General features: G+C 34.4%; 20 protein-coding genes. 13 read left to right on the top strand and 7 right to left on the bottom strand.

The genetic code is table 11. The features are described 5' to 3' along the window. The first annotated feature begins 1 nt into the window (after position 1). The 8 genes from dltD (at position 2) to FD33_RS04825 (ending at position 8,335) form a co-directional block, all read left to right on the top strand. The gene (gene dltD, locus FD33_RS04860) at positions 2-1,264 is read left to right on the top strand and encodes a D-alanyl-lipoteichoic acid biosynthesis protein DltD (protein ID WP_025085932.1); all 1,263 of its coding nucleotides are present in this window, start codon (positions 2-4) and stop codon (positions 1,262-1,264) included. 105 nt (positions 1,265-1,369) lie between these two features. Next, entirely contained in the window at positions 1,370-1,783 is a 414-nt protein-coding gene (locus tag FD33_RS04855) for a MerR family transcriptional regulator (RefSeq protein WP_025085933.1), read from the top strand. 453 nt (positions 1,784-2,236) lie between these two features. After that, complete coding sequence (locus tag FD33_RS04850; protein WP_056955807.1) at positions 2,237-3,448, top strand: quaternary amine ABC transporter ATP-binding protein; 1,212 nt, start codon at positions 2,237-2,239, stop codon at positions 3,446-3,448. Continuing rightward, positions 3,441-4,304, top strand: coding sequence for an ABC transporter permease (locus tag FD33_RS04845; protein ID WP_025085934.1), 864 nt, complete (start codon positions 3,441-3,443; stop codon positions 4,302-4,304). Before FD33_RS04850 ends, FD33_RS04845 begins: the two co-directional genes overlap by 8 nt. Positions 4,305-4,314: 10 nt before the next feature. Then, a complete protein-coding gene (locus FD33_RS04840) occupies positions 4,315-5,220 on the top strand; it encodes a glycine betaine ABC transporter substrate-binding protein (RefSeq protein ID WP_025085935.1) in 906 nt (301 codons plus the stop codon). Between the two features lie 220 nt (positions 5,221-5,440). Beyond that, complete coding sequence (locus FD33_RS04835) at positions 5,441-6,304, top strand: helix-turn-helix domain-containing protein (protein WP_056955806.1); 864 nt, start codon at positions 5,441-5,443, stop codon at positions 6,302-6,304. 78 nt (positions 6,305-6,382) lie between these two features. Next, the gene (locus tag FD33_RS04830; protein WP_056955805.1) at positions 6,383-7,510 is read left to right on the top strand and encodes an AI-2E family transporter; all 1,128 of its coding nucleotides are present in this window, start codon (positions 6,383-6,385) and stop codon (positions 7,508-7,510) included. A gap of 39 nt (positions 7,511-7,549) precedes the next feature. Beyond that, a complete protein-coding gene (locus FD33_RS04825; protein ID WP_056955804.1) occupies positions 7,550-8,335 on the top strand; it encodes a hypothetical protein in 786 nt (261 codons plus the stop codon). A gap of 37 nt (positions 8,336-8,372) precedes the next feature. Here FD33_RS04825 and FD33_RS04820 read toward each other — a convergent pair whose 3' ends face one another. From FD33_RS04820 to FD33_RS04810, 3 genes are all read right to left on the bottom strand, one after another. Next, a complete protein-coding gene (locus FD33_RS04820; protein WP_025085684.1) occupies positions 8,373-10,286 on the bottom strand; it encodes a beta-glucoside-specific PTS transporter subunit IIABC in 1,914 nt (637 codons plus the stop codon). A gap of 4 nt (positions 10,287-10,290) precedes the next feature. Further along, positions 10,291-11,568 carry an apiosidase-like domain-containing protein gene (locus FD33_RS04815; RefSeq protein WP_025085685.1) on the bottom strand — a complete coding sequence of 426 codons (1,278 nt, stop codon included), beginning with the start codon at positions 11,566-11,568 and terminating at the stop codon, positions 10,291-10,293. Positions 11,569-11,745: 177 nt separating this feature from the next. Beyond that, positions 11,746-12,759 (bottom strand): LacI family DNA-binding transcriptional regulator, encoded by a 1,014-nt coding sequence (locus FD33_RS04810; RefSeq protein WP_025085686.1) that lies wholly within the window; start codon positions 12,757-12,759, stop codon positions 11,746-11,748. Between the two features lie 163 nt (positions 12,760-12,922). Between FD33_RS04810 and FD33_RS04805 the strand changes: the two genes are divergently transcribed. Continuing rightward, complete coding sequence (locus tag FD33_RS04805) at positions 12,923-14,362, top strand: glycoside hydrolase family 1 protein (protein ID WP_034544268.1); 1,440 nt, start codon at positions 12,923-12,925, stop codon at positions 14,360-14,362. Positions 14,363-14,467: 105 nt separating this feature from the next. Here the strand turns inward: FD33_RS04805 and FD33_RS04800 are convergent, their stop codons facing one another. Then, positions 14,468-15,898 (bottom strand): L-fucose/L-arabinose isomerase family protein, encoded by a 1,431-nt coding sequence (locus tag FD33_RS04800; RefSeq protein WP_056955803.1) that lies wholly within the window; start codon positions 15,896-15,898, stop codon positions 14,468-14,470. 287 nt (positions 15,899-16,185) lie between these two features. On the opposite strand from FD33_RS04800, the gene FD33_RS04795 reads away from it, so the two are divergent. Genes FD33_RS04795 through FD33_RS04785 form a run of 3 tightly spaced genes read left to right on the top strand, consistent with a single transcriptional unit; the run spans position 16,186 to position 19,447 of the window. Further along, a complete protein-coding gene (locus tag FD33_RS04795) occupies positions 16,186-17,010 on the top strand; it encodes a transketolase (RefSeq protein ID WP_025085688.1) in 825 nt (274 codons plus the stop codon). Then, on the top strand, positions 17,010-17,954 hold the full coding sequence (locus tag FD33_RS04790) for a transketolase family protein (protein ID WP_025085689.1): 945 nt from the start codon (positions 17,010-17,012) through the stop codon (positions 17,952-17,954). The genes FD33_RS04795 and FD33_RS04790 overlap by 1 nt, the downstream gene beginning before the upstream one ends. Before the next feature lie 17 nt (positions 17,955-17,971). Then, complete coding sequence (locus FD33_RS04785) at positions 17,972-19,447, top strand: FGGY-family carbohydrate kinase (RefSeq protein ID WP_056955802.1); 1,476 nt, start codon at positions 17,972-17,974, stop codon at positions 19,445-19,447. A gap of 40 nt (positions 19,448-19,487) precedes the next feature. Here FD33_RS04785 and FD33_RS04780 read toward each other — a convergent pair whose 3' ends face one another. From FD33_RS04780 to FD33_RS04770, 3 genes are all read right to left on the bottom strand, one after another. Beyond that, positions 19,488-19,925 (bottom strand): GNAT family N-acetyltransferase, encoded by a 438-nt coding sequence (locus tag FD33_RS04780; protein WP_025085690.1) that lies wholly within the window; start codon positions 19,923-19,925, stop codon positions 19,488-19,490. A 10-nt stretch (positions 19,926-19,935) separates the two neighbouring features. Continuing rightward, the gene (locus FD33_RS04775; RefSeq protein ID WP_056955801.1) at positions 19,936-20,370 is read right to left on the bottom strand and encodes a MarR family winged helix-turn-helix transcriptional regulator; all 435 of its coding nucleotides are present in this window, start codon (positions 20,368-20,370) and stop codon (positions 19,936-19,938) included. A 149-nt stretch (positions 20,371-20,519) separates the two neighbouring features. Beyond that, positions 20,520-20,897: a hypothetical protein gene (locus tag FD33_RS04770; protein ID WP_056955800.1), complete on the bottom strand. Its 378-nt coding sequence runs from the start codon at positions 20,895-20,897 to the stop codon at positions 20,520-20,522. 96 nt (positions 20,898-20,993) lie between these two features. On the opposite strand from FD33_RS04770, the gene FD33_RS04765 reads away from it, so the two are divergent. Continuing rightward, complete coding sequence (locus FD33_RS04765; RefSeq protein WP_025085692.1) at positions 20,994-21,482, top strand: NUDIX hydrolase; 489 nt, start codon at positions 20,994-20,996, stop codon at positions 21,480-21,482. The last annotated feature ends 109 nt before the right edge of the window (positions 21,483-21,591 follow it).

The raw sequence follows: 21,591 nt of genomic DNA, 5'->3' as shown, positions 1-21,591 counted from the left end.
TATGAAAAAAAAGTTATGGATGATTTTTGGACCTGTTATAGTTGCCATTGCTGCTTTATTAATTCTTCTCTGGGCGCCAATCAACTTTAAGACGGTTACACCGCAAAAAGTTAGACAGGCCGCTACTTCATTGGACATCCGAGTTTTGAAGGGTGAAAGTGTGAAGAATGCTGCTGAAAAGGAAAACTATATTCCTATTATTGGTTCGTCAGAACTTTCTAGAATGGATCCGTTCCATCCATCTTCCATGGCACAAAAATATCACTGGAAGAATAAACCATTTTTGCAGGGGAATCCTGGTACTGCTTCATTGACACAAGCAATGAATGTTGGTGGGATGTCTAATCTTAAGGGAAATAAAGCTGTATTCATTATTTCTCCACAATGGTTTAGTAAATCCGGTGTTCAAGCTGATGCTTTCAAATATTTCCTATCACCATTGCAATTAACAGGTTTCATTTTGAAATCTAATACTGGTGATAAAGCAATGAACAAATATGTTGCTGGAAGGATTCTTGATTTGGGAGTCAGCAAAGGCCCCATCGAAGATGATGCTCTAGAACGTATTTCTGAAGGTAAACAGATTACTAGTTTCCAACGTTTCTATATTGAGACATTTGTACGTTCAAGCTTACAAAGTCAGGATAATCTGTTCGGATCATTATCAATGAATGATCATGAGAATATGATTAATGATGCCGCAAGTAAATTGCCTGATAGTTATAATTATAAGGATTTAAATAAATTAGCTACTAAGATGGCAAAGCATAATTCACGTGATAACGATATGCAAATTGGCGATTCTTTCTACAAGCGTCAATTAAGAAAGAGAATTAGAACTTATAAGAATACTCATCGTCACGTTAAATATACTAGTTCGCCAGAGTATAATGATTTTCAAGCACTACTTTATATGTTTGCTAGGAATAAGGTAGAAGTAATGTTTGTAATTCAACCTATTAATCCACATTGGGTTAAGTATACTGGAATGCCAAAGAGTTCAATTACTAACTTCGATAAGAAAATTAAGTATCAGTTGAGAACTCAAGGCTTCAATAATATAGTAGACCTTTCTAATGTTAAGAATTCTAACTATATTGCTGAAGATACTATCCATATGGGCTGGCGTGGCTGGTTAATGCTAGATCATCATTTGAAAGGCTATTACAAAGATAAGAAGGCAAATCCTGAAAATACACAGTATAAGATGGATGATTACTTCCTATCTAACGAATGGGCACAAACTAAAAATGTTACAAAATAAAAAAGATGCAGAATTCTGTATCTTTTTTATTTTGATGTTATGATAAAGCTCAAATACCTAAACTTAACTTTAGGTTAAGCATATGGAGGTTTATTTATGCAAGAAATGATTACTACTTATTCAATTGGAGAGGTAGCAGAAAAATTTGGATTGAGTTTACCAACAATTCGTTACTATGATAAAGAAGGATTAATTCCTAACCTTAATAAGAATGAAGCTGGTGTGAGACGCTTTACAGAAGAAAATATTGGCTCTTTGCAGATGATTGAATGCTTAAAGAATGCAGGTATGCCTATTCGAGATATTAAGCAGTTTATGCAATGGACCCTTGAAGGGGATGCCAGTTTGGATAAACGTTATCAGATGTTTCAAGAATTACGTGTTTCTGTTTTGAAACAAATGGAAGCTATGCAAAATACTCTCAATACAATTGATTTTAAATGTAAGTATTATGGACAAGCCACGGAAGATGGTACAGAAAAGTATGTTAAAAAAGAAATGCATTTAGAAAGACCTTAAAAGGTTCTTTAAAAGAGGTGTTGATATTAACCGTTTAAATTCGGTCAATAATGAACACCTCTTTTGATTTGAAAATAAAAATTTAAGCACATTCATACTCTAAACTGTCTTTTAGAAAGAAAAAGATTTCTTTTTTTGTGTTGCTAAATGAAAAAAATATAATATTTTTTTGAGAAATATAGATTATTTTTTTATAAATTGTCTTAGAAACTTTGTGAAAGCTCTTAAGCCTATACTATAAGTGGAGTTGAATGGTGCCTGAAAATGCCGAAAATCGGGACTTTTTACGAATCTAAACGGCTTACAATGGATTCAAATATTTGCACAAGCTTGAAATATTTGTTAGGGTTATAAAGGTCGCTGTTATTTATACTTTTAAATAATAGCTTTTTTATTTCTAATTAATGAGCATAGGAAAGTATGTTTATTTCAATTCCAAGAATGGGGGATTTAATGAGTACTAATAAGAGTACAAAAGTAGAAGTCAAAAACTTAACTAAGATTTTTGGTAAGCATATCAATAAAGCTAAAGAGTTAAGCAGACAGGGAAAAGATAAATCGGAAATTCTCAAGGAAACAGGTGCCACACTTGGTGTAGACCGAGCAAACTTTAAGATTTATAATGGTGAAATTTTCGTTATTATGGGTCTGTCTGGTAGTGGTAAGTCAACATTGGTAAGAATGATCAATCGTCTTATCGACCCAACTGATGGGGAAATATTGATTGATGGCGAAAACTTAATGAAGATGGATAAGAAAGAACTTCGTGAGGTTCGTCGTAAGAAAATGAGCATGGTTTTCCAAAGTTTTGGATTGTTACCTAATCGAACTATTTTGGAAAATGCTGAATATGGCTTGGAAATTCAAGGTGTAGATAAGGATACACGTGAAAAGAAAGCTAAAGAAGCTTTGGAAACCGTTGGTATCACTGGTTACAACGATGAGTATCCTGATCAATTGTCAGGTGGTATGCAACAACGTGTCGGATTAGCTCGTGCTCTTGCAAATGATCCAGAAATTCTATTAATGGATGAGGCTTTCTCAGCTCTTGATCCATTGAACAGAACCGATATGCAAGATCAACTCTTGGATATCCAAGAACGATTGCATAAGACAATTATTTTTATCAGTCATGATTTGAATGAGGCCTTGAAGATCGGTGATCGTATCATGATTATGAAGGATGCTCGAGTTATTCAAACTGGTACGCCAGAGGATATCTTGACACATCCTGCTGATGAATATGTTGAAGAGTTTATTGAAAATGTTGATAGAAGTAAGGTTTTGACTGCTGGTAACGTAATGATTCGTCCAATGACAGTTAATATTGAAAAGGCTGGTCCTCGTTTGACCTTGAAGATGATGAAGGCTAACGAAGTTTCAACCGCTTATATTGTCAATGCCGAACGTAAATTACTCGGAGTAGTTGATGCCAATGATGTTATTAAACTAGTTCGTGAGAAGAAAGGGGATATTACACCTATTATTCAAACTAAAGTTCCAACAACTGAAGAAGATACACCAATTTCTGATTTAATGGATGATATTTCCCAAACAGGTATTCCATTTGCTGTTATCAATGATAAGAAGCAATTAAAGGGAATCATCGTTCGTGGTGCCGTTCTAGGTGCCTTAGCCGGAAATGAGGTGAGTGATTTTGAATAGTCTTTTATTAGGTAGTATTCCACAAATTCCATTAGCACACTGTATTGATAATTTTGTTGATTGGTTAGTTCAATTTACTGGATTTTTCAATGCCATCACTAATTTTATTGGATCAATCAATAATGCCTTTCAATGGTTATTCGACATTATTCCAATTTGGCTTTTTATTGTTTTAGTTATTGCTTTAACATATTACGTTAATCGTGATCAGCAAAATTGGGGTCTATTGATCTTCGAATTCTTAGGTCTCTTATTGATTTGGAACCTAGATTACTGGCGTGATATGACACAAACTTTGACCTTAGTATTAACTTCAAGTTTGATTGCCTTAGTTATTGGTATTCCATTGGGTATTCTGATGGCTAAGAGTCATACTGCTGAGATTATTTTGAAACCAATTCTTGATTTCATGCAGACAATGCCTGCCTTTGTTTACTTGATTCCAGCTGTTGCTTTATTCGGTATTGGTATGGTTCCTGGTATTGTAGCCTCAGTTATTTTCGCTATGCCACCAACAGTACGTATGACAAACATGGGTATTCGTGAAGTTCCTGATGAATTGATCGAAGCCGCTGATTCATTCGGATCAACCGAATGGCAAAAACTATTTAAGGTTGAATTACCAATTGCCAAGACTAGTTTAATGGCTGGTGTTAACCAAAGTATGATGCTTTCACTATCAATGGTTGTTATTGCTTCTATGATTGGTGCAATGGGACTTGGTACTAAAGTTTACTTCGCCGTTGGTAGAAACGATGCTGGTAATGGTTTCTCAGCTGGTTTAGCTATTGTTATCTTAGCTATCATCTTAGATAGATTGACTCAATCATTAACAAGAACACGCAGAAAGAACTAGGAGGGATTTTTTGAAAAAACAAAAGTTTATTAAACTTTTCTTGTTAGCAGTATTAATCATCCCAATTATTTCCGCATGTAGTTCCCAAACAGCTCCGTACAAAAGTAAGGAAAAGTTGGGCCCACAAATTAATTACACAATTACAGGTATTGATGCCGGTGCTGGTGTAATGGCCTCTACTCAAACAGCTTTGAAAGATTACGGTTTGGAGAAGAACAACTGGCAATTACAGCCTAGTTCAACTTCAGCTATGACAAGTACTTTGGATAAAGCCTACAAAAATAAACAACCAATTGTGATTACCGGATGGCAACCACATTGGATGTTCAAAAAATATAAATTGAAGTTTTTGAAAGATCCTAAGAACGTTTATGGTAAAGCAGAACATATCAGTACTGTTGTTCGTAAAGGTTTGAAGAAGGATAAGCCTGAAGCATACACTATTCTGGATCGTTTCCATTGGACACCTTCACAGATGTCAGATGTTATGTTGAAAGTTAATGGTGGTATGGATCCTGATAAGGCCGCTAAACAATGGATTAAAAATAATCCTAAATTAGTTCAACAATGGACTAAAGGCGTCAAGAAGGTTCATGGTCAATCGTTGAAGATCACATATGTTGCCTGGGATTCAGAAATTGCCTCAACTAATGTGATTGCACAAGTATTGCGAGATCAAGGTTATAAAGTAACTATTCAAGCTATGGAAATGCAACCTGTCTGGGCTTCTATTTCTACAAAAGCCGCTGATGCAACTGTCAGTGCCTGGTTGCCTAAGACATCAGCTAAGTTCTATTCTGATTACAAAGGTAAGTTTGAAGATCTCGGTGCTAACTTGGAAGGTGCCAAAGTTGGATTAGCCGTTCCAAAATATATGACTAATATCAATTCCATTAATGATCTAAAAAATAAATAATTTATTAAAAATTGGAAGAAATTCCAATTTTTTTTTGCGTTAAATAGCTTTTAAATATATAAATGGAATAAAATTATCTATTTGTCATGGTATTAATTATATAAAACAATATTTTTACAATGGACTAGACAATATGACAACTTTATACCAATGACACGCTTTAATTATGGGTATATAATTATATTAATTATATATAAATTTATTATACAGGGGCGATGGCGTGGATATACAGGCGTTTATTGATGAAAGAAAAGAGTTAGGACTCTCACAAAAGGAATTGAGCAATGGTATCTGTACTCAAGCTACATTAAGTAAGTTTGAGAATAATGGTAAAATTCCATCATTGAAAATTTTAATTAAATTATGTAATCGTCTCGGTCTATCCTTAGATAGTATTATTGGCGTAAATGATAGCAGCAGTAAAAAAGTCGCTAAAGAAATGAGCCAAGCAGAATTCAATTTGATTATTCAGGAATATGATGATGCCTGGGCAATTATTAATAAGATTGACCCTGACATTTTGAATAATGATAAGAACCTCTTGATGCAATATTATTATTTGAGAGGTTATTTGAATGTTTTGGATGACGGAGATTTGTTTGATGCGGTCTTTGATTTCAATCGTATTTTATCGGAATTAGATACTCGTGGTGAAACCATTTTTACCTTCTTATCATTTGTAGGTATGGGTATGGTTTATGCCAAGCAAGGTGACGATTCGAAGAGTGAATACTACTTCAGCAAGGTATTCAATAATATTTATACAATGTCTATTGATGATGTAAGCAAGATCTGGCGTTATATCAATATTATTTTTTATTCTGCGATTTACTATTCGGAAAAACAGGATTTGGAAACAGCTAATGCATTGTTGAATTATGGTGTTAAGGTCTGTGCTGAGAATCATGTTACATATTACATTGCTCGAATTTATGCTCAACTAGCAATGAATGAAAATCGAGTTAACGGTAATAATGGGAAAGTACAGGATTACATCGATAAAGCACTCGTTTTCTCAGAGTTTAATGGTAACAAAAAAGAGATTGAAGTTATTAAACGATGGGTTAAAGCAAATAATCTTTAAAAGAAAGAGGATGTCATGGTATTTATGGCATCCTTTTTTATGATATATTGGTTAGACAAGTAAATTAGGGAGTAGTCTATGAAGCTAAGTCGAAAAAAATTAATCCAATATGGAATAATCATAGTATTAGTATTGTTTATCCTGATATATCCAGTAGAAATCTATAATATTTTTTTAAATATTTTGGGAGTTGCGATGCCACTGATTCTGGGAGCTGTATTGGCATATGTCTTAAATATCTTATGTGTTAAGTTGGAAAAATATTTTTTTCCTAATACTAAGATCAAAATTTTACAGAAGAGTCGTCGGGCACTAGTTATTTTGACCACTTTGGTTATTGTGACTTTAGTAATGGTAGGAGTATTTAGATTGGTCTTGCCTCAATTTTTCAATGCCTTAGCTGATTTCTTCAAAAATATTCCTTCATTCTTTGAAGGCTTATCGGCTCTGTTAGAAAAAATAAATCATAATTCGGTTATCTCTGATCAATTGGAGTCAATGAATATTGATTGGTCATCCGTACAAAGCAAAGTTATGAAGTATCTGACTAGCGGAATGGGTGGTGTCTTTGGCTCAACTTTTAAAATTGTGACTGGTATTACTAAAGGCTTTGTCAATTTCATTTTAGCTTTAACTTTTGCTATTTATATTCTGGCTACTAAGGAAAAGTTAGGTCGTCAGATTAAAAAGTTGGCTCATGCTTATTTGAAAAATGAACATATCCAAAAGGTTAAGTATGTAGTTGATATTGCAGATGATATGTTTAGCCATTTTATTGCTGGACAAGTTACAGAAGCAATTATTTTAGGAAGTTTATGTTCACTAGGAATGATAATATTTAGATTTCCTTATGCTTTATCAGTTGGTGCATTTGTCAGTATTACAGCTTTGATTCCCATTTTGGGAGCATGGTTGGGTGGAATTGTTGGATTCCTGTTGATTGCTGTTAAATCACCGATTGAGGCAGTTTTCTTCATCGTTTTCCTATTAGTTTTACAACAGTTTGAAAGTAACGTTATTTATCCACGAGTTGTCGGGACTTCAATTGGACTACCAGGAATCTGGGTTTTGGCTTCAATTACTGTTGGTGGTGGACTTGGCGGCATCGTCGGGATGCTTTTGGGAGTGCCCGTAGCCGCAACTATTTATCAATTACTTAAGAATGATACAAATCGCAGGCTAAATGGAATAGAAAAAGTAAAATAGTTATATAATTTACAAAATTACACTAAGGAGAGATGAGCTTTGTGGAATAATTATTTTGATTTCGTGTTAATTTTCGTAGCTACTTTTACTTTAATTCCGTACTTAACGTCACTGGTAACTTCCTGGTTGGGACATCTGTCAAAAATTACTTTGGTTAATAATTTGGGAAACAGTAGTCAGCTAATTGTTGGTGGAGTCGGCGTCATTATTCATGAATTAGGTCATGCCATTTTTGCTTATCTGTTTGGACATAAGGTAACTAACGTTCAATTGTTAAACTTGAATTATCGTCAATCAGGATCATTAGGTTCTGTAGATCATAAGTGGAATGATCACAATGTTTATCAAATGCTAGGGAACTTCTTTATAGGCCTAGCACCGTATTATATGTGTTCGTTAGCATTGTATTTGTTACAGAAGTTCTTGTTAAAAGCTCAATTTAGTTTTAGTACATTGATTCAGAGTTTGAATGTTAACAAGAGTGTTTCCATTAGCATAATCTTTGATTCCGTTTTGGATAATATGAAATCAAGTTTTGCTAATGCCTCATGGTGGATGATTCTGGTATATGTATTGTTAACCATCATGATAGCCAGCACCGGTTATGACTTGAGTAAGAACGATTTTATCACCGTTAATAAAGGCATTTTGCCATGGGTCGTAATTCTATTAATTTTGGGATCAATACTTTATTTGTTTAATTTAAGGACAGCTGTTATGACTGGAGCAATTTACTTTGTAGCATTTTCAATTTTGTTTATGTTTCATGCTATTGTCAGCATTGTTTTAGCTATGGTAGTTATTAAGATATTAGGATTTATATAAAAAAGAGACTTCCGACTGGAAGCCTCTTTTTTATTGATTAAGCATGACTAGTAACTGTACTGTTAATTTCATCATCATTATTTTGATTTGACGCATTAAGTAAATCGTCACCATGCTCAATTGATTGATTGGATTTTAAAACACTAATGTCTTTAAAATCATTTGAATTAGTTATGATGATTGGAACAGTAATATCATAGCCATCTTTTTGAATTGCTTTGTAATCAAATTTTTCTATAAGTTGACCAGATTTAACAGTATCTCCTGCTTTGATTTGAGTGTCAAAGTGTTTTCCCTTTAAGTTAACTGTATCTAAACCGATGTGAATTAGTAATTCGACACCTGCATTAGATTTCAAGCCAATCGCATGTTTTGTAGGGAATACTGATACTACTTCTCCATCAAATGGTGCATATACCTCTCCGAGAGTGGGACTAATTGCAACTCCTTTACCCATAAATCCTTTTGAAAATACTTCGTCGTTTACGGATGAAAGAGGCATTACTGTACCTGATAATGGTGATTCAATGCTTGAATCTGTTACTTCGGTAGTAGCTCCTTTTGTATCTTTTTTACTTGTTTTGACACTAGGAACTAAAACTAATGTTAAAACTAATGCAATTGAGAACGCTACTACCAATGAAATTAGAAAACCAATAAATGAAGAATTGATACCATGATTACCGATGAACATTGGGATACCGAAGATACCACCTGATGCAAAGCCACCAAACATTTTGGCACCAGAGAATCCGGCGATAGCACCACCAAAAGCAGATCCAATAGATGCCATTAGGAATGATTTCTTATGTGGAAGGGTAACACCATAAATAATTGGTTCTGTAATTCCAAGGAAACCAGAAATGGTTGCTGAAATAGACAGCTCCTTAAACTTAGGGTCTTTGGCTTTAATAGACATAGCTAAAGCAGCACCTACTTGACCAAAAACAGTACAGTAAAGCATAGCGTTAATTGGATCAAATCCTTTTGTTGCAATGTTGTTTAGGAAAATAGGAATGAATGCCCAGTGCAAACCTAAAAGAACAGCCAATTGCCAAATACCAGCTAAAAGAAAACCGGCAAATGTTGGTGCAATTCCGTAAATCCATAGAACAGCGTCAGCCAACCATTGACTTAGAGTGCTTGTAACAGGACCAACAATAAGGAATGATAATGGAACAACGATAACTAGAGATAATAGAGGAACAAAGATACCCTTTAATTGTTTAGGAACAATTTTGTTTAAGTACTTTTGAACGATTGATAGCAAATAAATTGCGGCAACGATAGGAATTAATGTTTGAGTATAATTCATAAGAATTACAGGAATTCCCATAAAGTGTAGAGCCTTACCAGCACTGTATGCACTGACCATATTAGGATAGACTAAAGCACCACCAATAATTGCTGAAAGAAATGGATCTGTTTTAAATGCTTTAGCTGCAGAGAAACCTAAAATGATTGGTAAGAAGTAGAACACAGCATCTGAAGCTGCGTAAAGGATCATGTAGGTACCGGACTTTTCGGTGAGAATACCAGTAACTGTACATAATACTAAAATACCTTTTAGAATACCTGCTGAAGCTAAAGGACCAAGTACAGGCATAAATAGGGATGATAGTAATTCAACTAATGAATTCCAAATGTTTTTCTTTTCTTTTTTGTTATTGTCGATATTTTCGGCAGCGTTATCATCATCAATCTTTAGACCTAATATAGGCATAACTTGATTATAGATGTCTGCTACTTTGTCACCGATGACGACTTGATATTGACCACCGCTTTTAATTATGGTCATGACTCCATCAAGATTTTTGATGTCATCTGTTTTGGCAATACTTTCATCCTTTAATTTAAATCTTAATCTAGTTACACAATGAATTAAGCTATTAACGTTGCTTTTTCCACCAACTAGATCAACAATCTTTTGCGCTAATTCTTTATCAGTCATGATTCTACTCCTTTGAAAGAATAATTATTGAATCGGATTGAACATTACTCATATTCAGAGTTTTAGGTTTAAACCAATCTAGATTTTTTGTGTTGTAAGTTAATAAGTCAGTAATTGTTGCATGAGAATTTTTTTCGTTAAAATCAGAATCTTTTAAATCAATTTTAGTATTAGTTGGAAGATAAATAATCATTTTATCTTTTTTATCATTTATAGCTGATCTAATACTTTCCTCTTTATTGATTTTGATATTAGTTGGCTGACATCCATTTGGAAATTCTTTTTCCATAATGTGTTTTAAGAAGGCTATGTCGTTTGCACCGTTAAAATGAATTGCATCGTGCCAATCAAAGGGAGAATCAAATCCTTCACCTTCAACTACACCGAATGTTGCACCAGTGTGATGCCAACTCCAAATGCCATGAGCGCCATAGGTAATACCGGCGTTAGCACCTGATAGAACCGAACTCCAGGAAGCAGCTCTAACATCTTTAGCAGAATAACGACCATACATGTTACGGCTGTAGCTGATTTGTTCATAACATGGCTCTGTATTAATAATTGGTTTATCAAACCCTAAAGACCTTTGATGCATAGGAATATCATATGCGGTGTGTTGTCCTTCAAAATTATGTCCAGATTGATAACTAAAGAAGTCGATTTGCTTTTTAAATTCTTCAGGTAACTCTTCATATCTTCCTTTAATATGGAAAGTGTAAATTGCGTTAGGATCATTTTCTTTAGCTACTTTAAAAACTTCTCTGTAGTATTTAATAGTTTCTTCAGTCGGAAAATCTGTATCACCACTTACAAAATAAATTGGATTGAATTTTTTAAATCTATTTGTAACGTATTTAACATAATTCTCAATTTGTTCGTAAGGGAACTGATTGTTTATAGCTAAATGTGATGCCCAGGTTCCGGGCACGTAATTACACCACATTAGAACTAAAACAGGAACCATGTCGTGCTTTTGCATTTCGAATAGCATTTGTTCGGCACGATCAAAATACTTTTCATTTATTTTTGTATAATCAAATGAGTAACTTCCGTCTTCGTGTCTAGTGATGGGGAATGGATATAAATTTAAATCATCTCCACTAGCATCCCATTGTTTAAGAACATTGATTTGTATTGCATCGAATCCCTGTTGTTTACGATAATCTAAGTAATATTTCCAATCACTGTTTGAAATATTGGTAAAAGCACTCCAACAAGTATCTGCTAAGTAGAAGAATGGCTTATCATCTTTATATATTTGATGATTATTTACTTTAAGCATTGTTGTCCTCCTTTTTATGTATCCGCTTTCTTTAACGACTCTAAATTACCACATAGATTATTAAACATCAAGAGTATTTTACTAAAATAGAACTAAAATAAAATGTGTGTTTTATAAAAACACTGATTTGATTGGATTTTTGGACAATAAAAAAAGTCGAAACTTTTTTGCTTCGACTCAAATTGAATTACGTTTAATTAATTTAGTAGAGATAAGAGTTTTCTGTGGAGACCAATTTGGAGTGAATAGTCGTCTTTGTAATTGGAAAAGAGCTTGTTCGGACATTTGATCAACAGGGACATGAATGGTTGTTAATTCAGGACTTATCAAAGAACTCTCGTAAATATCGTCAAAACCAATAATAGCCAATTGTTTAGGAATTTTGATGTTCTTTTGTTGAGCAGCTTTTATTAATCTAATGGCAATATAGTCATCTTCACAAAAGATTACTTCAGGTAAATCTTTTTTAGTTATATTTTCAATATCTAATCCCTTTGGATTAACTTCTGTGGGAGAGACTGAATAAAAATGATCATTGCTAATTTTAATGTTGGCCAATTTAAGAGAATCACGGAAACCTCGTCTTCGTTCAATGAAATTGGAAATAATTTTATCGGAAGCAAAATAACCAATATCTTTATAACCTTTACTTAAAATGTAATTACCTGCTAGCATAGCTCCCTGATAATTATCCATTGTTACAAAGTCAGCTGTTATATTGTCGAAATATGTATCAACAAATATTACACTGTTTAGTTTATTGTTAATTAGTTCCGCTTGGGTAGCATTCAAATCAGTACCTAAAACGATTGTACCATCGGTCTGATCCTTTTTAATTTCATCCAATGTTTGAGGGAGCGATTCACTATCAGTAGTGATTATCTTTAAGCTACCACCAGTTTCACTAACTTTTTCTGATAGCGAAGAAATTAAACTATCAAAGAAGGGTAATGAACGGTAATTTCCACTAACTAAGCCGGCTGTTTTAACAACTAAGAAGTTAACGCTGGTAAGAACTTTATCAGTATTCTTCTTGTTCTTTCTAAGTGGTTTATACCCATATTTGTTTACTACATCAAAAATCTTGTCTCTAGTTTCTTGACTCACACCGTCTTTACCATTTAGGGCTAAGGATACGGCCGATTTAGAAACGTTGGCGAGACGTGCAATGTCATCCATTTTTACTGTCATGAGATGACCTCCTATCACATAAAATAATACTAAATTAAAATCGGTATTGCAAAATTTATTACACTTTTTATGTAAAATAATGTAATTTGTTTAGTAAAACGTTTACAAAAACGATTAATATGCGGTATCATTTAATTAAATAATTTATTTTGAGGTGAATCTAATGACAGAATTTCCAAAGAATTTCTTGTGGGGTGGCGCTACAGCTGCTAATCAATTAGAGGGTGGCTATAAGGAAGATGGACGTGGCCTATCTATTGCGGACGCCTTACCTGGTGGCAAAGAGAGATTCCAAATTGTTCAAAGTCCTGAATTTGACTGGACGATTGATGAAAGTAAATATAAATATCCTAATCATGTCGGTATCGATTACTATCATCGTTTTAAAGAAGATATCAAATTATTCTCAGAAATGGGCTTTAAGTGTTATCGTTTCTCTATTGCTTGGTCAAGAATCTTTCCAAATGGTGACGAAACAGAACCAAATGAAAAGGGATTGGAATTTTATGATCGAGTAATCGATGAATGTCTAAAATACAATATTGAGCCAGTAATTACTATTTCTCACTATGAATTGCCATTAAATTTGGCTAAAAATTATGGTGGTTGGAAGAATAAGAAGTTAATCACATTCTTCGAAAGATTTGCCAAAGTTGTTTTGACACGTTACTACAAGAAAGTTAAGTACTGGATGACTTTCAATGAGATCAATAGTGCTGCTCATTTCCCAGTTATGGGTCAAGGCTTAGTTCCTTCAAATGGTGCTAACGACAAGAAGAATGTTTTCCAAGCATGGCATAATCAATTTGTTTCTAGTGCTAAAGCTGTTAAAATCGGTCACGAATTGGATCCAAACCTACAAATTGGTTGTATGATTCTGTACGCTACAACTTATAGTTATGATGCAAATCCAGTCAACCAATTGGCTACTTTGCAACAAAACCAAGATTTCAATTTCTTCTGTGGCGATGTTCAAGTTCGTGGTCAATATCCAAGTTATACAAAGAGATTGTTAGCTGAATACGGTTTGAAACTTTCTGATTTGGATAGAACTGATGAAGAATTGGAATTGATCAAGAAGTATCCAGTTGATTACATTGGTTTCAGTTATTACATGTCTTCAGCAGTTGAAACTACTAAGAAAGATAACGATACAGTTAGTGGAAATCTATTAGGTGGTGTTAAAAATCCATTCCTTAAAGCAAGTGATTGGGGCTGGCAAATTGATCCAACTGGTTTGAGAATTGCTTTGAACCAATTGTATGATCGCTATCAAAAACCACTATTCATTGTTGAAAATGGTTTAGGTGCTATCGATAAACCAGATGATAATCATTATGTTGAAGATGATTATCGTATTGATTACTTGAAACAACATATTCAAGCGATGGCCGGTGCAATTGACGATGGGGTTGACTTGATGGGTTACACTCCATGGGGCTGCATTGATTTAGTTAGTGCTTCTACAGGTGAGATGTCCAAACGTTACGGCTTTATCTATGTTGATTTAGACGATGATGGCAATGGTAATATGGACAGATACAAGAAGAAGTCATTCTACTGGTATCAAAAAGTTATTGAATCAAATGGTCAAGAATTGTAGTTAATTTATTTGAAGAAGTCAAATCAGAAATGGTTTGGCTTTTTTTTTGAAATAAAAAGAGTGATGTATTTTTAATAGAATACATCACTCTTTTTGCGTACTGAATTATTTAATGATTGAGGAAGTGTCGCCACGAAGATAAGCTTTAACATCGTCCTCGATAGGATCATAGAAATCAGGAGTAACACCTAAATACTTACATGCTTCATAGAGAACAGGCACAACGTCATCACGAACAGCAGCCATGTGATGGATATATGGTCCATAAACTAGTTTAGTTTCGAAGCGGTTGAGGTTAGCAAACTGTAACCAAATATAAGTACCTTGTTCGTATGGTCCTTCACATGTTTTAGCGTTACCCATTAACATTGAGTACTTACCGTTATCACCATCAAAGCGGCAGAGAGTGTAGTTACCATCTTGAGCTTGGAATCCTACTGACCCTGGATAATCGAAAACAAAGTGTGATTTTGGCAAAATAGGTTTGTTTTTAGCAGTTGAATATGGGAAGACACCCAAGTGTTGTAGTAATTCGCCATTAGGATTTTCTGGATGACGACAGTTAACGTCAGCAAAAATGGCTCTGTGGTCGCCCATAGTTGCGGCTTCAACCAATAGTTCAGAGATAACGCCGTGAATATCAGTTTCACAAGTTACGGGTAAACCTTCATCTTGAAGCAAGGATTCAGAAGCATAAGGAAGAATACCGATTTCGTCTTGAAGAGCAGTCCAGCATTGGATAGCGGCAGAATTGCAACCATAGGCCTTAGCTAATCTCTTGATAGCAACTTTAAGTGTAGCAACCATTTGTAAATCTTTGTCAGAAATTTGGACATCGGCGACAGAGTTCAAAGTCTTTTCAGTTTCTGCAATTTCAGGATCCTTCTTGTCGATCAACTCATGAATCTTTTCTACCAATTCTGTAATTGGAATAGGTGAGAGTGAGATATTGAATTTTTCTAGCAATTCACCTTCATTGACCATTGTGCTCCAAAAGTCGAATGGACGAGGTCCAATTTGTAAGATACGAGTATTTTTGAATGTCTTAACAACATTACATACTTTGATGAAATCATTGACACCTTGTTCAAAAGCAGGGTCGTCAAGATCACAGTTTTTAACATAAGTGAATGGAATTTGGAAACGACGTAGAACTTTTCCAATTGCAAATAGACCACATTGAGTATCTCTTAAACGTGAACCATCTGCCGCAGGTGCTTCATCTTTTGGTCCCCAAAGTAAAACGGGAACGTTTAATTTCTTTGCTAACCGAGCACATTCGTATTCAGTACCAAAGTTTTCATTAGCTAAAAACAAACCACCAATGTCAGCATCTTGAAATTTCTTGGCAATCTTGTTCATGCCTTCGTCATCATAAAGAAGACCATCATCATTAACATCTTTAATATCAACATAATCGACTCCCATATCATCTAGCTTCTTACGTGTGTAATTAGCGAACTCAATAGCAGCGTCAGCTGAAAAAATATTTCTTCTAGTAGGTGCGAAACCTAATTTGATTTTATCTACACTCATAAATAATTGCTCCTTAATTTAATAAATTAATTATTGGGAAAACGTTTCCATAACTAAACTATAAAACTGAATTAACTAATATTCAATAGTTTATGAAAACTAATAACTAAACAAAAATAGAACAATCTTCTATAAATGCTTATTTGACGGGAATATATGTCATATAAAATAAATCTGATCATTTTAAATGATTAATTTATTTAACTAAACTATTGAAAAATTTAGATAAACAGTTTAGTATAAATTTTGAAAGCGATTACTGAAATTGACTGTAAGGAGAAATTACTATGGATGTCGAACAACTAGAGAAAAAAGCTATTGAAATGAGAAAGGCGACATGGGAAATGATTTATCGTGCCAAAAGCGGACACACTGGTTCAGATCTTTCATGTACAGATATTTTGGTTGCTCTCTACTATAAGGTACTTAATCAAACTCCAGAAACATTTAAGAATGAAGATCGTGATCGTTACATTCAATCAAAGGGTCACGCTGTAGAAATTCTTTTGAATATTTTAGCCGATCGAGGATATTTTCCTAAAGAAGATCTTCTAACATATTCACAATTCAAATCACCATATATTGGCCATCCTAATAATCACATTAAGGGAATTGAAATGAATACCGGTTCACTGGGACATGGTTTGGCTTTGAGTGTTGGAATTGCTAAAGCAGCTAAGATGGATGACAAAGATTATCATACTTACGTTTTAATGGGTGACGGCGAACAAGCAGAAGGTTCTGTTTGGGAAGCAGCCATGGCTGCCGGTAGTTTCAAACTTGATAATTTAACGGCTATTATTGATCACAATGGTCTTCAAATTACAGGTAAGACTAAGGATGTTATGAATAGTGAACCTTTGAAAGCTAAATATGAAGCCTTTGGTTGGAATGTCGTTGAAATTGATGGTAACGATATGTCGCAATTGGTTGATGTTTTCGATTTGAAGCCAGTTCAAAATAAACCTACTTTGATTTTGGCTGACACGGTTAAGGGTTGTGGTGTTTCGTTCGCGGAAAACAAGGCTGAATGGCATCACAAAGTACCAACAGAAGAACAATATAAAGAAGCCTTAGATGTATTTGATAAAGAATTGGAGGAAAGAAAATAATGTCAGAAGAAAAAGCACGTAAAGTTGGAGAAGTAATCTGTGAACAATTAGTAGATGCTGGGAAGAAGGATTCTGATATTGTTGTTCTAACTAGTGATTCTAGAGGTTCGGGGTCTTTAGTTCCTTTTGCCAAGGAATTGCCTAAGCAAATTGTCGAAGTTGGTATTGCTGAACAAGATCTTGTCACAATTAGTGCTGGATTAGCTCACAGTGGTAAACGTCCATTCGCCGTATCACCAGCCGCCTTTTTGACAATGAGAAGTATCGAACAAGTTAAAGTGGATGTTTCTTACTCTAATACTAATGTTAAATTGCTAGGTATCAGTGGTGGCAATTCCTATAGTGTTTTGGGCAGTACTCACCATTCTCTACAAGATTTGGCAATCACTAGAGCTATTCCAAATTTGGAAGTTTATATGCCTTGTGATCAATATCAAACAGTTGGCTTGTTTAAGTATTTAGTTAAATCGGATAAACCTGCCTATATCAGAATTGGTAAGAAAGCTTTAAACAATTGTTACAGTAACCCTGAAGAGGCCTTTGTAAAACCTGGTAAAGCCAATGTCTTGAGAAACGGTAAGGATGTTGCGTTGGTAGCTATGGGAGAAACAGTCCCCGAAGCGTTGAAGGCTGCAGATTTACTTGAAAAACAAGGTATCAAAGCTACAGTTGTTGACTTAGTTAGCTTGAAGCCATTAGATACGGAACTATTGAGTAAGATTAGTAATGAGTTCTCTGATATTTATACAATTGAAGAACATAGTATTTATAACGGTATTGGATCAGCCGTAGCTGAAGTGGTTGCTACATCAGGCAGTGCAAAACTTCATATTCTAGGATTCCCAGATGCACCTGCAATTGCTGGTACCCAAGATGAAGTCTTTAGTTACTATGGTCTAGATGGTGCCGGAATTGCCAAAAATGTTGAAAAATCAATTTCTTAGTTTAAGGAGAAATTATTATGAAGTATTTGTTGGGAATTGATCAGAGCACACAGGGTACCAAAGTGGTTCTAGTAGATCAAGATGGTCAGATTTTAAGAAAAGTAACACGTAATCATCGACAAATTATTAGCAAGCAGGGATGGGTCAGTCATGATTTACGTGAGATTTACCAAAATATTTTGTTTTTGGTAAGAAAAATTCTAGATGACCCTAAAGTTGATTCAGCTAAAATTGTTGGATTAGGAATTACTAATCAAAGAGAGACGGCAACAGCTTGGTCAAAATCTACGTGTAAACCTTTGTCAGAGTCAGTTGTCTGGCAATGTTCACGTGCTAAAGATATTTGTGAACGAATTGAAAAAACTGGTGTTGAACAAGCTATTTATGAAAAAACAGGTATGCCCTTGTCACCATATTTCACAGCAGCTAAGTTTACTTGGCTACTAGAGAATATTCCGGAAGTTCAAGATGCTGCTCAAAAGAATGACTTGTGTCTGGGAACAGTTGATAGTTGGTTAATTTATCAATTAACTGAAGGTCAAAGCTTTAAAACTGAGCCTTCTAATGCTTCCAGAACACAGCTAATGGATCTAAAGAGTGGTGACTGGGACGATGATTTATTAAAAATTTTTGATTTAAAGAGATCGTATTTAGCTAAAATTGTTGATTCAAATGATAAATTTGGAATGACTGATTTTGAAGGAATCTTGAATCATCAAATCCCAATTTACGGAGTGTTAGGTGACTCGCAGGCGGCTTTATTTGGTCAAAGATGCACCAACTTTGGGGATGTTAAATCCACATATGGGACGGGATCATCAATCATGATGAATATCGGTTCTAAACCAGTTAAGTCGTCAAATGGTTTAATCACATCGGTTGCTTGGAGAATTAATGGTCAGTCGAATTACGTTTTGGAAGGTAATGTCAATTATTCCGGAGCAGTTATCAAGTGGTTAAAAGATGATTTGGGATTGATAGAGCACAGTGCTGAAACTGAAGAGATGGCTTATCAAGCCAATAAGAGTGACAAGACTTATTTAGTACCAGCTTTCACTGGATTGGGTGCACCTTACTGGAATGATGATGCTACAGGAACTATTGTCGGTATGACTCGTAAAACCCGAAAGAATGAAGTTGTTAAAGCAGGCTTAGAGAGTATTGCCTATCAAATCAATGATATTTTGCAATTAATGAAAAAAGATACTGGCGGTCAAATTAATATTTTGAAAGTTGATGGTGGGGCCACATCTAATAATTACTTGATGCAATTTCAATGTGACCTGTTACAAGCAACTGTGAAGATTCCTAATGTGGAAGAGTTAAGTGTTTTGGGCGCAGTCTTCTTAGCTGGTCTGCAACTAAATCTTTATGATGAAAAAGTCTTGCAGGCTGCAATTGAATATCGTAGTTTTGAACCCAAAATGTCGATTAATGAATGTAATGAAAAAGTTCAAGGATGGCAAAAGACAGTCTCGTTAATAAATATTTAGGCATAATAAAAAATTCACTCAAATTGATGAGTGAATTTTTTTAGCTAATCATTTCATGAGTCATTTTTAAATGAGGTGTGTGGTTAAACAAGAAGGCTGAACCTTGTGTTTGAAAATGAAATTTTTGATAGAATCCTTCTACTTGAACTTGAGCATCAATTTCGACTTCTTTCTTTGGAAAGTCTTTTTTTATTGTGTTAAGGATATGTTGCATTAGTTCATTTCCCAATCCTTGACCACGGTAGTCCGGGCTAGTGAGAACTCGACCGAAAGTAACTTTGTCATTCTGGTTAAAGACTCTAGCATAAGCTACAATTTGGCCATTTTCTAAGTCGAATATATGAATAGCTTCGGGATCATGTTCGTCGACTTCTTGATAGACTCTATTTTGGTCAACTACGAAAACTTTTGTGCGTAAATATAAAATTTTGAAAAGTTCATCGGTGCTTAATTCTGAAAATTTTTTGGAATACCACATTGAAAAGAACCTACTTTCTATTGAATAGTAATTTATCTAATGTTTCGACGGCTTCAAAAAATTCTTGTTGCTGTTGAGGGGACAAATTGATTAATAAATCTTTGATTTGCTGGTCGGAACGTTCATCTAACTGTTGAGCGAGTTTTGTTCCTTGAGAGGTTAAATGGATCTTTTTAGAACGGAGATCTGTGGAGGAGGGAGACTTATAGAGTAATTCATTTTTTTCAAAGCGCTTGAGGATACGACTGGTATAACTTTTATCAAGGGATAGGTGATTGGCAACCTCAATTGGAGTTTTGTCTTGATTAAAATATATTTCTAGAATGACACGGCCTTCGGTCCAACTAAGAGGAGTATCTAAAACTTTTTTGTTAAGAATGCCTAGTAATTTAGTGTAGTTACGATTAAAACTACGAATTGATGTAATCTCACTTTGATTTAACAATAGAAAACCTCCTTTATTGAATTAAGGATATTATAGCATAGTAGTGGACTAAGTCCGCTACTTTACACAAAAATATCCAGTAACTATTTTTATTGGTTGTTACTGGATTAAATAATTGGTGCTGTATGTTAAGAATTTATTTTTGTTCCCTAAATTTCCTTAATACGTCCTTGTGTATCTGCACGGATCATTTCATGATAAAATTCACTTTCAACGGGTGTCATATTTGAGAAATCAATATCAGTGATGGCTGAAAATGTTTCTAAATAGGTTTTACCATTCTTTTCTTGAGAACACATGATGACCATTTGGCCCTCGTCAACATTTGTTGAGGCGATTAGTTCACAATCATCGGGATGAAATTTTTCTTCAATTTCAGTTGTTTGACCGTTGCCGACATTTTTCATGAATTCATTGTACATTTGAATATATTTCTTACCAGTTGTAACGCCCATGTCTTTGAATTTTCCGCCTGCCCATACTTTTTTAACAATTTTGAAATAGTCGTCTGATGAAATCTCTGCCATAATATCTACCCCTTGAATAAGATTTTATTGAATTTAATATTTATTATGACTATTATAATAATACTTTCAATTCAATGATAGGGGAGGTTGGGCTAAATGAGCAGTAAAACTTTTCATTTTGCATTCGGATCTTACGGAATTATTCATAAATCAGGAAGGCTATTGGTGATCAAGAAAAATGATGGTCCATACATTAATCGCTACGATTTGCCTGGTGGAAGTATGGACGAGGGAGAACCATTAGAAAATACTGCTGTTAGAGAAATTGCTGAAGAGACAAGATTGAAGGTAACAAAGTTGCATCAATTGGGAACAGTCAGTTTCAGATTTCCTTGGAAGTATCAAAGATATACGTGGAACGAACATGTTTGTGTGTTCAACCTGATAGAAGAATATCAGGGAAAGGCCCAAACCACTGTGACACAATTTATTGGTCAAGATTCGTTAGGTGCAATTTGGATACCATTGTCTGAATTGAATGTTAATAATAGTTCTCCTTTGGTTCTTAAAGCAAGAGAGTATCTTCTGACAAAAACATTTGAAACTAAGGATACTGAATATCCTCATTGGCAGGTTCTGTCATAAGGCTTTCACAAAAAATTCAAAAAATGTTGATGGAATATCAACATTTTTTTTATACGGTAGATTGTAAGATTAAATAGAATTCTACCCAGACGAAAAATTTGGATAGAAA

Origin of the sequence: Companilactobacillus paralimentarius DSM 13238 = JCM 10415, from assembly GCF_001434985.1 — a bacterium.
In the GTDB taxonomy this organism is placed as follows: domain Bacteria; phylum Bacillota; class Bacilli; order Lactobacillales; family Lactobacillaceae; genus Companilactobacillus; species Companilactobacillus paralimentarius.
The sequence above is the reverse complement of the archived record's forward strand: the minus strand, read 5'-3'. Positions and strand labels throughout refer to the sequence as shown.